This is a genomic window from Roseburia sp. 499, assembly GCF_001940225.2.
In the GTDB taxonomy this organism is placed as follows: Bacteria; Bacillota; Clostridia; order Lachnospirales; family Lachnospiraceae; genus Petralouisia.
Window position 1 is genome coordinate 404112 of the sequence record NZ_CP135164.1, and the last position, 13035, is coordinate 417146.

Annotated in this window: 10 protein-coding genes and 1 riboswitch; all 10 genes read left to right on the forward strand. The window is 37.6% G+C overall.

Features of this window, described 5'->3' with window-relative positions:
• Positions 1 to 200 precede the first annotated feature (200 nt).
• The 10 genes from BIV20_RS02145 to BIV20_RS02190 all read left to right on the forward strand — a co-directional run bounded on the left by BIV20_RS02145 (position 201) and on the right by BIV20_RS02190 (position 12681).
• On the forward strand, positions 201 to 875 hold the full coding sequence (locus BIV20_RS02145; RefSeq protein ID WP_075721337.1) for a WecB/TagA/CpsF family glycosyltransferase: 675 nt from the start codon (positions 201 to 203) through the stop codon (positions 873 to 875).
• Between the two features lie 10 nt (positions 876 to 885).
• On the forward strand, positions 886 to 1767 hold the full coding sequence (locus BIV20_RS02150) for a YitT family protein (protein ID WP_075721336.1): 882 nt from the start codon (positions 886 to 888) through the stop codon (positions 1765 to 1767).
• Positions 1768 to 2009: 242 nt separating this feature from the next.
• Entirely contained in the window at positions 2010 to 3098 is a 1089-nt protein-coding gene (locus BIV20_RS02155) for a PucR family transcriptional regulator (protein ID WP_075721459.1), read from the forward strand.
• Between the two features lie 18 nt (positions 3099 to 3116).
• Positions 3117 to 3800 carry a cell division ATP-binding protein FtsE gene (ftsE, locus tag BIV20_RS02160; protein WP_075721335.1) on the forward strand — a complete coding sequence of 228 codons (684 nt, stop codon included), beginning with the start codon at positions 3117 to 3119 and terminating at the stop codon, positions 3798 to 3800.
• Positions 3790 to 4698: a permease-like cell division protein FtsX gene (gene ftsX / locus BIV20_RS02165; protein ID WP_075721334.1), complete on the forward strand. Its 909-nt coding sequence runs from the start codon at positions 3790 to 3792 to the stop codon at positions 4696 to 4698. Before ftsE ends, ftsX begins: the two co-directional genes overlap by 11 nt.
• 65 nt (positions 4699 to 4763) lie before the next feature.
• Positions 4764 to 6074, forward strand: coding sequence for a murein hydrolase activator EnvC family protein (locus BIV20_RS02170; protein WP_075721333.1), 1311 nt, complete (start codon positions 4764 to 4766; stop codon positions 6072 to 6074).
• A 26-nt stretch (positions 6075 to 6100) separates the two neighbouring features.
• Positions 6101 to 7363: a S41 family peptidase gene (locus BIV20_RS02175; RefSeq protein ID WP_075721332.1), complete on the forward strand. Its 1263-nt coding sequence runs from the start codon at positions 6101 to 6103 to the stop codon at positions 7361 to 7363.
• 492 nt (positions 7364 to 7855) lie between these two features.
• On the forward strand, positions 7856 to 9553 hold the full coding sequence (locus BIV20_RS02180; protein WP_075721331.1) for a carbon starvation CstA family protein: 1698 nt from the start codon (positions 7856 to 7858) through the stop codon (positions 9551 to 9553).
• A 161-nt stretch (positions 9554 to 9714) separates the two neighbouring features.
• Complete coding sequence (locus BIV20_RS02185; RefSeq protein ID WP_075721330.1) at positions 9715 to 11235, forward strand: methyl-accepting chemotaxis protein; 1521 nt, start codon at positions 9715 to 9717, stop codon at positions 11233 to 11235.
• Between the two features lie 123 nt (positions 11236 to 11358).
• Positions 11359 to 12681: a transposase family protein gene (locus BIV20_RS02190; RefSeq protein ID WP_075719895.1), complete on the forward strand. Its 1323-nt coding sequence runs from the start codon at positions 11359 to 11361 to the stop codon at positions 12679 to 12681.
• Positions 12682 to 12932: 251 nt separating this feature from the next.
• Positions 12933 to 13032, forward strand: a riboswitch (TPP riboswitch).
• Positions 13033 to 13035: the final 3 nt, after the last annotated feature.

The window sequence follows — 13035 nt, forward strand, 5'->3', positions numbered from 1 at the left end:
AAAGTTGATAAAAATGAAAAAAAAAAGAAAAAACAGTTGACATTTCAAAAGACAAAAAAAAGAATTATCTGTCCGAAAATGTCAGTCTATTATGTAGAGTTATCTGTAAAAGCCATGGTTGAAAAATCTTCTGCTATTTGGTATACTTCTAAAGTGAATTTTAGTGCGGATAATAAAATCTAGGAAAAGACAGGTGTTATATGATAAAGAAGATTGAGATTCTTGGCATGAATCTGGATAACTATACAGTGCGGGAAGCGATGCTTCAGGTAGAAGTATATCTGACGAATGACACAATGAATACAATTGAAAATATTTCGATGGAGATGTTGGTAAAGGCTCAGAATGATGAAGAACTCAAAGAATGCATTGAACAGTTAGATCTTGCCATTATCAGTGAAAAAGAAATATTAAAAGCAGCGGGAGTGATGTCAGCACAGCGTATGCGTGAAACGGTGGAGAATGAATTTGCAAGAGAATTCATGAAACGTATTGTGCGGAATAATAAGACGGTATATTTGTTGGGAGATACCAGTGCGCAAATTGAAAAATTACAGGAATTTTTAACAGAAAAATATCCAAAACTAAAAATAAGCGGTTGGTATGCGTTGGAGAATTGTACCGGAGACTTTGATAATATTATTAATGAAATTAATATTGCAGAACCGGATGTGATTTTTTCTGTTCTACCTACGCCACAACAAGAATATTTCCTGAGGGATAATGTTGGAAAGTTTAATGCGAAGATATGGTATGGGCTAGGGCAAAATTATGCTCGGAAGCGCGGAGTGTCAGAGGTGGCAGAATTTGCAAAGAAACTAGTTCACAAGGGAATGCTTCATAGCATGCTGTCGCACTATAATAAAGATGAATGAGGAAAGCGTAATGGACAGTATTAGAAGTAACAAGAGAAGTATTGTAGAAGCATATATTAAGATTATTTTAGGAACCGGAATCATGGGACTTGCCATCAAGTGTATTTTTGATCCGATTAGTCTTGTGACGGGTGGATTTACCGGTGTAGCGATTTTGATTAAGAAATTAACAGGGACAGTTATCGATGGAGGAATTCCATTGTGGCTTACCAACCTTGCACTCAATATTCCGGTTTTTTTGGTTGCGTGGGGTGTGAAGGGGAAAAAATTCATTGGAAGGACAGCAGTTGCTACGGTGTTGCTTTCGGCATGGTTGTATGTAATTCCGCAGATTAATCTGGTAAATGGAGATTATATATTAGCGGCTATTTTTGGTGGTGTACTTACTGGTATTGGACTTGGTATGATTTTTTGGGCCAATGCTACTACCGGAGGAACTGATATGGTATCGGCGCTTATACAGATAAAACTAAAGCATTATTCTATTGCGCAGATATTGCAGGTGATGGACGGAATTATTGTGGTAATTGGGCTTTATGTATTTGGATTACAGCCTACCTTGTATGCGATTGTCACTATTTTTATTGTGTCTAAGGTAACGGATACTATGCTGGAAGGTATGAAGTTTTCAAAAGCAGCTTACATTATTACAGAGCAGTATGAAGAAGTGGCTCAAACAATTATGAAAGAATTGGATCGTGGAGTAACTGGGTTGGAAGCGCGTGGAATGTATTCCGGCGATAAGAAATGTATGTTATACTGTGTGGTTTCAAAAAAGGAAATTGTTTCTTTGAAGGAATTAGTTACTAGAATTGATCGAAATGCCTTTGTGATTGTAGGAGATGTTAGAGAGGTTTTGGGGGAAGGATTTATTGAATATAAGGGGAATTAATGCTGTTTTGTGAACTATGCATAGGACAAAAAAGCCTATTTTTTGAAAAAAAGGTTGAGGAAATGCATAAAAAATGCGTATTTCCTCTTTCTTTTTTTGTGGTTTTGCATTAAAATACAAGTTAGAGTATTTTGTTTTCCTCAGGAATTGCAGGAAAATTTGTGAAAGTTGCATATGAAAATATGCACAATGATAGAGGAAGAAACAGAAGAAGTGTAAGGAAAAGAAAAGGAGTGAAGCAAATGATTTCAAGTCAGATACTTCAGAATACCATTGAAGGATTAAAAGGAATCACTCGAATGGATTTATGTATTATCGATACGGAAGGAAAGGTACTAGCAACCACATTCCCGGATGGGGAGAATTATGTGACTGCTGCGATGGCATTTGTAGAATCGCCGGCAGACAGCCAGGTGGTTCAGGGATGCCAGTTTTTTAAGGTATTTGATGAGCATCAGTTGGAGTATGTATTGCTTGCTAATGGTGATAGCGAAGACGTGTACATGGTAGGAAAAATTGCAAGTTTCCAGATTCAGAATCTTTTGGTAGCATATAAAGAGCGTTTTGATAAAGATAACTTTGTAAAGAATCTGTTACTGGACAACCTGCTACTGGTAGATATTTACAATCGTGCCAAAAAGCTTCATATTGACACTGAGGCAAGAAGAGTGGTATTTATAGTAGAGACAAACCGTGAAAAGGATGGTAATGAACTGGAAAAGGTCAGAAGTCTTTTTGGCGGAAAGTCCAAAGATTTTATTACTGCTGTTGATGAGAAAAATATTATTGTAGTAAAGGAAGTTTTGGAGAATGAGGGATATCCTGAATTGAACAAGACAGCCGAAGTGATTTTGAATCTCTTCCGAACCAATGAAGAGTCTGATGTTCATATTGCTTATGGTACCATTGTAAATGAGATTAAAGAAGTATCCCGTTCTTATAAAGAAGCAAAAATGGCATTGGATGTAGGAAAGATTTTCTTTGAAGAACGTCATGTAATTGCATATTCGACTTTGGGAATCGGACGTTTAATTTATCAGTTGCCAATTCCGTTATGTAAGATGTTTATCAAAGAGATTTTTGACGGAAAATCTCCGGATGAATTTGATGAAGAAACATTGACTACGATTAATAAATTCTTCGAAAATAGCCTGAATGTTTCAGAGACATCCAGACAGTTGTATATCCATCGTAATACATTGGTATATCGATTGGATAAGTTACAGAAAAGTACTGGATTAGATCTTCGTGTATTTGAAGATGCTATTACCTTTAAAATTGCATTGATGGTAGTAAAATATATGAAGTATATGGAGTCTTTGGATTATTAAGTATTTTAGGAGGCTTTTATGATAACACTGGAAAATGTCAGTAAAGCATATTCAGCAGGAATTCCTGCATTGAATGATGTTAGTCTGCATATAGACCAGGGTGAGTTTGTCTTCGTGGTAGGAGATAGCGGCTCTGGAAAATCAACCTTAATTAAATTGTTATTAAAGGAACTAGAGCCTACAGATGGCAAGATTGTGATAAATAATCAAGAACTGGGAAGAATTCGTCATAGAGATGTTCCAAAGTTTCGTAGAAATGTTGGAGTTGTATTTCAGGATTTCCGTTTGCTGAAGGATAGAAATGTCTATGAAAATGTAGCATTTGCCCAGAGAGTAATCGGTACACCAACTAAAGTGATGAAGCGTAAAGTGCCGGCAGTATTGTCTATGGTAGGACTGGCGGCAAAGTACAAATCATTTCCAAAACAGATTTCAGGTGGAGAACAGCAGCGTGTTGCAATTGCCAGAGCTTTGGTAAATGAACCAAAGATTTTATTGGCAGATGAGCCTACCGGTAATCTGGATAACCGAAATGCATGGGAGATTATGAAACTTTTGGAAGAGATTAATCAGCGGGGAACTACGGTCCTGGTGGTTACGCATAATCTGGAGATTGTGAAAGCCATGAAAAAGCGGGTTATTACAATGAAGAAAGGCGTCGTCGTCAGCGATGAACGAATGGGTGACGAGGATGAGATTTAGTACATTTGTATATACTTTAAAGCAGGGTATTAAGAATATTTGGAGAAATAAAATGTTTTCTCTGGCATCGATAGCAACGATGTCAGCATGCATTTTCCTGTTTGGATTATTTTTTTCCATTGTGGTGAATTTTCAGAGTATTGTAAAGGAAGCCGAGTCAGGAGTGGCAGTCACAGTATTTTTTGAACAGGGACTGGGACAGGAACAGATTGACAATATTGGAACAGAAATAGATAAGCGTGTAGAAGTATCTAAGAAAAACTTTGTATCAGCAGAAGAAGCCTGGGAAGAATTCCAGAAGGATTATTTTGAAGGAAATGAGGATATGGCAGCTGGATTTGTAAATGATAATCCATTGGCAAATTCTGCACATTATGAGATTTATATGAATGACATTTCTATGCAGCAGTCATTGGTTACTTATCTGGAATCTTTGGATGGAGTAAGAGAGGTAAAGAGTTCAGATGTAGCAGCGAATACGTTATCTGATTTTAATCGTCTGATAGGATATATTTCAGCAGGGATTATTTTAATTCTTCTTTGCGTAGCAGTGTTTCTTATTAGTAATACGGTTACAGTAGGTATTGCAGTACGCCGAGAAGAAATTGCGATTATGAAGTTGATTGGTGCGACAGATTATTTTGTGCGTGCGCCATTTATTGTAGAAGGAATTCTAATTGGGCTCATTGGTTCAGCACTTCCGTTGGGAGTTCTGTATTTAATGTATCGGAACATTATTGTGTATATTGGGGACAAGTTCCATTGGCTCAGTAAAATAATGAACTTCCTTCCTGTAGATACGGTATTTTCTACCTTAGTACCGGTAGGATTGCTGTTGGGCGTAGGTATTGGATTTTTAGGAAGCCGTTTTACAATAAGAAAACATCTGAAGGTATAAGTAGGGAAAACTCGGTGGTGGATAGCTACCGAGTTGTTTTAAATGTGATGAAAGAGGAGTGCGGTATGAAAAGAAAAGAGAAAAGATGGACACATGCCACCTTACTTGCAATCGGAATGTCAGGTTTAGTTGCATTTTCCGGAGTTGGAAATGTTGCAGCAACAGGACTGTCTGAGGCGCAAAAGGAAAAGGAAAATCTGGAACAGGAATTAAAAGAAGCGCAGGAGATGATTGACAGTTTGAATGATTCGAAAGAAGACATGGAAGAGGCTGTCAAAGAGCTGGATGAAAAACTTCGCAATATTTCCAAACAGATTTCAGATTTGGAAAATCAGTTGAAGGAAAAGCAGGAGTCGATTGATGCAACGGAAGAGGAACTTGCAATAGCAGAGGAAGACCGACAACAGCAGTATGAGGATATGAAGTTGCGCATACAGTTTATGTATGAGAATCAAAATACTTCTGCATTGGAGAAATTGTTAACAGCTGGAAGTATCTCAGAATTTTTGAATAGTGCTGAATATATTGCTGAGATTTCACAATATGATCGCAATATGCTGTTAAAATATGAAGAGACTGTGGAAAATATTGCTAAGATGGAAGAAACGTTGAAAACAGAAATCAGTGAGCTGGAAGCTATGAAGCAGAAGGTAGAGGAAGAGCAGAAGGCAGTAGCGGCATTGGTACAGGAAAAGGAAGTAAAGCTTGCGGAAACCGAGGGAGAAATCGTAGATGCACAGAAGCTTGCAGAGGCCTATGAAGCTGAAATTGATGCTCAAAATGAAATTATAGCCCAAATTCAGGCGGCAGAGGAAGAGCGTATCCGACAGGAGCAAGAACAACAGGAACAGCAGCAACAGCAACAGAACCAGAATCAGCAAGATACAGATACGAATAATTCAGAGAATGATGATAATTCTGGTGGAAACTCAGAAAGTAACGAGGATAATGATGGAGAAGATAATGGACAGACAGAGGAACCTACGGTATCTGCTTTTACATGGCCATGTCCTTCGTCTAGAAGAGTAACTAGTGATTATGGTCCAAGAGAATCTCCTACAGCAGGGGCGTCCACTTATCACAAAGGAATCGATATTGGAGCAGCTTATGGAGCGGATATAGTAGCTGCAGCAGATGGAACGGTTATATTTGCAGGTTACTCTAATTCCGCTGGAAATTATGTCACCATCAGTCATGGTGGCGGATTGTATACCACATATATGCATTGTTCTTCGTTGTGCGTGTCTAAGGGACAGTCTGTATCTCGAGGGCAGGTAATTGCAAAGGTAGGAAGTACCGGAATTTCGACAGGAAACCATCTTCATTTTGGTGTAAGCTTAAATGGAAGCTATGTAAATCCATGGAATTATTTATAAAGAAGTAAAAGGAAAAGAGGAGAAGTATGGACACACAGAATTTTCAACCGGAACCGGATAAGTCACAATTTAGAAAAGGAATTTTGATAGGAATAGCTGGAACACTTTTGATTGTGATGCTCGTAGCAATAATGTTGGGAGCGTTCGAAAAGAAGGATGTACTTCCGGAAGAAATTAATCAGAGTAGCGTAGAGGATAGTAAAGAAGAGAGTACGCAGGATGTAATTTCCAATGAGGACGTACAAGAGAAGGCTGGAGAACTGGCAGATATACTAGATCAATATTATTACGAAGATATTGATGAAGATGCACTGGTGGAAGGAATGTATGCTGGTATGGTAGAGGGGGTAGGCGATCCCTATACCTGTTATTATACCGAGGATGAATATCAGTCACTGACAGAAACTACCAGTGGTACTTATTATGGAATTGGTGCTGTGTTAACACAGAATATGAATACAAATGTGGTGACAATTCTTCATGTATATCCGGGAACTCCGGCAGAAGAAGCAGGAGTAAGAGATGGCGATGTCATTGTGAAGGTAGATGATGTGGAAGGAGACAGTATGGAATTGTCTGAATTGGTAAAACACATCAAGGGAGAAGAAGGAACTACTGTGCATCTGCAGTTGTTGAGAGAAAAGGATTATCTGGAATTTGATGTAGAACGTCGGCAAATAGATATTCCAACAGTAGAATATCAGATGCTGGATGGAAACATAGGATTGATTCAGATTTCGGAATTTTCTGATAACACGCCAGATCAATTTGATGAAGCCATTAAGGAATTACAGAGTCAGGGAATGGAATCTATGATTGTAGATTTACGTGATAATCCGGGTGGAGTATTACAGTCAGTGTGTGCTATGCTAGATGAAATCCTACCGGAAGGAACCGTAGTATATACAGAAGATAAATATGGAAATCGTACTGATTATGATTCTGATGACTCTTGTCTGGAGATACCGATGGCTGTTTTGATTAATGAAAATAGTGCTAGTGCATCAGAGATTTTTGCAGGAGCAATTAAGGATTATGATTATGGAACCTTGATTGGAACCACTTCTTTTGGAAAAGGAATTGTCCAGAGTATTATTCCATTGGGGGATGGAAGTGCTATAAAGGTCACTATGGCAAAATACTTTACACCAAAAGGAAACTATATCCATGAAAAAGGAATTGAACCGGACATTGAACTGGAATATGAATATTTGGGTGATACTTCAGTAACATATGACCCAATGCAGGATAATCAGATTTTAAAGGCAATCGAAGTATTGAAGAATTAAAAAACATCAATAAGGAATTAAAAAATATCAATTGACTTTTTCGTGATACAGTGTTATATTTTTTCTCAAACAGAGAGTCAAATGCAATGAACAGGCATACGAACCTTAAGAAATTTCTTGCAGAGAGCTGTCGGATGGTGTGAGACAGTAGAAAACTTTTGGCGACATCCCCTGCAAGCAGTAAACTGAAACAGTAGTTAGAAGATAAAAAACATCAATCGAGGTACTGGATTAAGTTTCACCGGAGTCCCACCGTTACAGGGGAGCTTATTGATACAACAGTTGTTGTTGAGAGATAAGGCAGAGTGGTCAGTAAGAATGGCAAGCAAAGTGGTAACGCGGAAGAGTTTATAGAGCTTTCGTCTTTGGTAATAATACCGGAGGCGGGAGCTTTTTTATATCAGTAAGAAAGAACTTGAAAACGCTCCGCTAAGGATGCGTATAGCTGAGAGATGCAAAAGATTTTCTGTAAAAATAGAAGGAGTGAATATTATGAATGGTTTAGTAATTGTATTAATCGGAATCGTTGCATTAGGCGCAGGTTATGTGCTTTATGGGCGTTGGCTCGCAAAAAAATGGGGTCTTGATCCAAAGGCAGAGACTCCGGCAGTGAAATATGAAGATGGAGAAGATTTTGTACCATCCTCTAAGTTTACGGTATTTTCTCATCAGTTTTCTTCAATTGCAGGTGCAGGCCCTGTAACCGGACCAATCCTTGCATCTGTATTTGGATGGGTGCCGGTTCTTTTATGGCTCCTGATTGGAGGTTTATTTTTCGGAGCAGTACAGGACTTTGGAGCATTGTATGCATCTGTAAAGAATGAAGGAAAGTCCATGGGAATGATTATCGAGAAATATATCGGAAAAATGGGAAGAAAGTTATTTATGTTGTTTTGCTGGTTGTTTACTTTGTTAGTAATTGCAGCATTTACCGATATGGTGGCAGGAACTTTCAATGCTTATCCGGTAGATAATACACCTGTATTTGCCAATGGTGCAGCAGCTTCTGTATCTATGTTGTTCATTTTGGTAGCAGTAATCATGGGAGTAATCCTGAAAAAAGTTACAAATATGAATGAAATTGTAAAAGGTGTTATTGCAGTTGCACTTATTGTAGTTATGTTTGCAATTGGTATGAATCTTCCAATGTATGCAGGTAAAGATGTATGGGTTTACATAATTATGGCATATTTGTTCCTTGCATCTGTACTTCCAATGTGGTTACTGATGCAGCCAAGAGACTATATGACAACTTATATGCTTCTTGGTATGATTGGAGGAGCAGTTATTGGTGTATTAGTCGCACATCCTGCTATGAACTTGAATGCATTTAATGGATTTACACTTGTTGACGCTGCAACAGGAGCAAAATCTTATTTATTCCCAACATTGTTTGTAACCATTGCCTGTGGTGCGGTTTCCGGTTTCCATAGTTTGGTATCTTCCGGAACATCATCCAAGACAATCCGAAACGAAAAGGATATGCCGATGGTTGGATATGGAGCAATGGTAGTTGAATCTCTGCTTGGTATTGTTGCATTGGTAGTAGTTGGAGCAGTTGCTGTAAATGGAACAAAGCCAGAGGGAACACCATTCGCTATTTTCTCAGCTGGTGTTGCAGGATTCTTAGAAAAACTTGGTGTACCTGTAGAAGTGGCAACTGTATTTATGACCATGTGCGTATCTGCACTGGCATTGACCTCATTGGATTCTGTTGCAAGAATCGGAAGAATGTCCTTCCAGGAATTATTCTATGAAGATACTACCGATCCAGCAAAAATGGGAATTGTTCGTAAAGTACTGACAAATAAGTATTTTGCAACTATAATTACATTATTCTTTGGATGGTTGTTATGTAAGGGTGGATACAACAATGTATGGCCATTATTTGGTTCTGCAAACCAGTTACTTGCAGCATTAGTATTGATTGCACTTGCTGTATTCTTGAAGACAACCGGACGTACCGGATGGACCTTGTATATTCCAATGTTTGCAATGTTGGCAGTTACATTCACTGCATTAGTTCAGAAAACAATCGCGTTAGTAGGAAGCGTATCAAATGGAACAGCAACTTTCTTAGTAGAGGGGTTGCAGTTAATCATAGCGGTCCTGTTGATGGTGCTTGGTGTATTGGTAGCGGCAAGCTGTTTCCAGAAATTATTTAAGAAAAAAGAACAACAGGCAGCATAATTATATTGTATATTTAAAGAAGCATTTCCACAAAATAGTGCAGAAATGCTTCTTTTTCAATTAATTTTAGAGAAATTTTAACAATAGGAAAATGGAAAAATTTATGCTATAATCCCCAATGGTAATTTAACAATGTTTGCATGGAAGCATAGGAGAAAAAAATGGAAGAACAAACAAAAACAGTTCGAAAAGTAAGAAAATTTGACAGCAAGGATGCACAGAATAGAAAAGTAAATAATTTCTTGACCATTGGAATGACAGTATTTTATTTGATTGTGGCAGCAAATGTTTTGGTAGCATTTGAATCAGGAGTGCGTTCAGCAGGATATACAGGAATGATAGCTGTTCTCGTAACGGTTTTCAGTGCTATAAATTGGACGGTATATCTAAAAAGACCTTCTAGTAGTATGCTTAAGAACGTAGCATTGACGGGACTTTGTATTGTAGACCTATTTATTACATTCGCATTTGATAGTCAGTATCTCAAATATATGGTATTAATTCCATTTATTGGAGTAATCTTGTATTATCAGGAGAAGACAATTATTACGTTTTCTATTGCAATGTGTGTGATTAATATCATTAGCACAATAAATCATATGCAACATGAACAGATGACTGGTATGGAAAAAATAGAGAGTATTATGTCTCTGTTGACGATTGTGATTCTTTTGGGAATTACGTCTTATACAACGTATGTGGGACACAGATTTAATCATGATACCTTATATAATCTACGAGACGAAAGAGCCGCACAGAATGAAATGATGAAAAATGTTTTGGATACTGCCAGCAGGGTAAGGACTGAAGCTTTAAAGGCAAGTGAAGTAGTAGATAATCTTGATAATTCTACAGATGTAGTAAATACGGCTGTTTCAGAGATTTCTCAGAGTACATTAAGTACAGCAGAAAATATTCAGGAACAGACGATTATGACTCAGGCGATTCAAAATGCCATTGATAAGACAATTGAGTGTTCGGATCATATGGTTGAGGTAGCAGCAGCCTCCAGCAAGGCAGTTGCAGAGAATCTTGAGGTAATGAATAACATAAAACAGCAGTCTAAGAATATTGCAGATACCAATAAGAATGTGGCAGAAACAATGGGAAGACTGCAGGAAAAGACAGAAGAGGTAAGAAATATTGCAGATGTTATTTTTAACATTTCAAGTCAGACAAATCTGTTGGCGCTAAATGCTTCTATTGAAAGTGCGAGAGCAGGAGAAGCTGGAAGAGGATTTGCAGTAGTTGCAGATCAGATTCGAAATCTTGCAGAGGAAACAAGAAAAGAAACAGAAAGTATTGCAAAGATTTTAGAAGAATTAAATGTAAATGCATCTGAGGCAAAGCAGGCAGTAGATAATTCTGCTACAGCTACTGATTATCAGGATCAGTTGATAGAGAGTGCATCAGCTGGATTTGAAAATATTAATGATAATGCAAATAAGCTGATGGAAGATATCAGGGAAGTAGAAGGAATGTTAGCAGACCTGTCCACTTCTAATGGTAATATTGTAAATAGTGTTACTCAGCTTTCTGCTGCAACAGAGGAAGTAACAGCAAGTTCACAACAAGCACAGGAAATTAGTGAACAAAATAAAGAAGAAGCGGATAGAGCTAAGAGTGCATTGGATAATGTAATTCAGATTTCCCATGAATTAGACCAGTATATGGAAAAATAGAAGGAACGGGAATCGTAGCAGCATTGAAAGGTAAAAATAATTCGCACTAAATCATATGAAATTACTGTGGTTTTCTCTGTAATAAGGTAAAATAGAAGAAAAACTTTATCGCAGAGGTGCAAAATGAGCCGAGAGCAGGAAAGAATCAGAAAGAAACTTGAAAACAATCCCATTGCTGAATGTAATAAGATTCAGAACAGATTTTGTCCGGAACTATTTTCGATGTTCGGCAGAGTAAAAGATCCCCGTAATCAGAGTTACATTGATTATTCTTCAAGAGTCATGCTTGGAACTATGTACTATAAAAGTATTGCAGGGATTTCGAGCATGCAGGAAATGACAAGAACCTTTAATGATGAGAAAATCTGCAGAAATTTATACAGATTCATGGGAGAAGAAGTAAAAGATTATATGCCCCATGGTGTGACAGAAAATGAATTTCTGGAAAGATTAGATCCAAGGGAGTTAGAGAATGTTCAGCAGAATATCGTATATTCCATGATTCGTCGAAAGACCTTTGATAATGCCAAGGTGTTAAAGAAATGGCAGATTATTGTAGATGCAACCGAATTGGACGAAGGATACCAAAAGAAGAATGAGCATTATCTGAGCCGGTGTTACAACAGAGGCTCAGATAAAGAGTACATTAAGTATCACAGAAGCATACTTGAGGCAAAAATATACTTTGGAGAAAATCTTGTATGCAGTATTGCATCAGAAACAATAGAAAATTCGGAGAAATATATAAATCAAAGTGATGAAGCAGTAAAACAGGATTGCGAAAGTAAAGCTTTTGTAAGACTTGCTGCCAAAATCAAACAGAAATTCCCGAGGCTGCCAATTATCATTACGGCAGATGGACTGTATGTTACAAAAACAGTTTTACAGATATGTAAAGATTATCATTGGGATTACATTATCCGATATAAAGAAGGCTGCGCTTCATCAATAGCTAAAGAATACCGTGCACTTCCGGAAAAAGAAACAATTGGAACTGATATAGAGTATCAGAATAAAATCATGTTCAATGACTTTGACGTGAATCTAATCTATTATCGGGAAAGGTGGATTGTAAAAGGTGAAGAGAAAGAAAGAGAGTTTGCCTGGATTACAAGCATCGAGATTACGAAAAGTAATGCAAAAAAAATCGTACGTGCCGGACGTAACAGATGGAAAATAGAAAATCAGGGATTTAACCGCCAGAAGCATTGGCAGGGAGATATAGAGCACGCATGTAGTTGGAATGAGCGGGCACAGAAGAATCACTATCTGATGGAACAGATAGCGGATTTTGTGAAGCAGCTATATGAGTATTTCTATCTTGAAAAAAATGGAATAAAAAAGCTGCAAAAAAATATATCTCCTGAATTGTTAGCCAGCTTTGGACGGCAACTAACAGAAACAGAAGATATACCAGTTCAACTGAATAACTCAGTTCAAAACTGAATTAATTGTAGCAAAGAAGGTGATGCCTGCCAAGAGGAAAATGCAAAATTTATTCACAATTTTTTTTGACAGGAATTTGTGTAAGTATGCAATGTGGATAACTTAAGACATTTTCACACGAAATGTCGAAGATAAGCATTTTACGGAAATGGTAGGCTATAAAACAAATTTACCTTTCAATGCTGGAATCGTAGTCATAATCATTGACAAACACTGTAAAATGAGATACCATGAACAAAGAAATAAAATTACATAAAACGCAGAGGGACCGAATATTGGTTGAGAAGGTTAAAACCTGACTCTTGGAACCTGTCAGTTAATACTGTCGTAGGGAGCGGAATAGAGAGAAACGAA

Bases quoted from the DNA above. Each gene is read 5' to 3' on its own strand.
- BIV20_RS02190 (WP_075719895.1), top strand. From the start codon at position 11,359: ATGAGCCGAGAGCAGGAAAGAATCAGAAAGAAACTTGAAAACAATCCC.
- BIV20_RS02155 (WP_075721459.1), top strand. From the start codon at position 2,010: ATGATTTCAAGTCAGATACTTCAGAATACCATTGAAGGATTAAAAGGA.
- BIV20_RS02145 (WP_075721337.1), top strand. From the start codon at position 201: ATGATAAAGAAGATTGAGATTCTTGGCATGAATCTGGATAACTATACA.
- BIV20_RS02185 (WP_075721330.1), top strand. From the start codon at position 9,715: ATGGAAGAACAAACAAAAACAGTTCGAAAAGTAAGAAAATTTGACAGC.
- BIV20_RS02150 (WP_075721336.1), top strand. From the start codon at position 886: ATGGACAGTATTAGAAGTAACAAGAGAAGTATTGTAGAAGCATATATT.
- ftsE (WP_075721335.1), top strand. From the start codon at position 3,117: ATGATAACACTGGAAAATGTCAGTAAAGCATATTCAGCAGGAATTCCT.
- BIV20_RS02180 (WP_075721331.1), top strand. From the start codon at position 7,856: ATGAATGGTTTAGTAATTGTATTAATCGGAATCGTTGCATTAGGCGCA.
- BIV20_RS02175 (WP_075721332.1), top strand. From the start codon at position 6,101: ATGGACACACAGAATTTTCAACCGGAACCGGATAAGTCACAATTTAGA.
- BIV20_RS02170 (WP_075721333.1), top strand. From the start codon at position 4,764: ATGAAAAGAAAAGAGAAAAGATGGACACATGCCACCTTACTTGCAATC.
- ftsX (WP_075721334.1), top strand. From the start codon at position 3,790: ATGAGATTTAGTACATTTGTATATACTTTAAAGCAGGGTATTAAGAAT.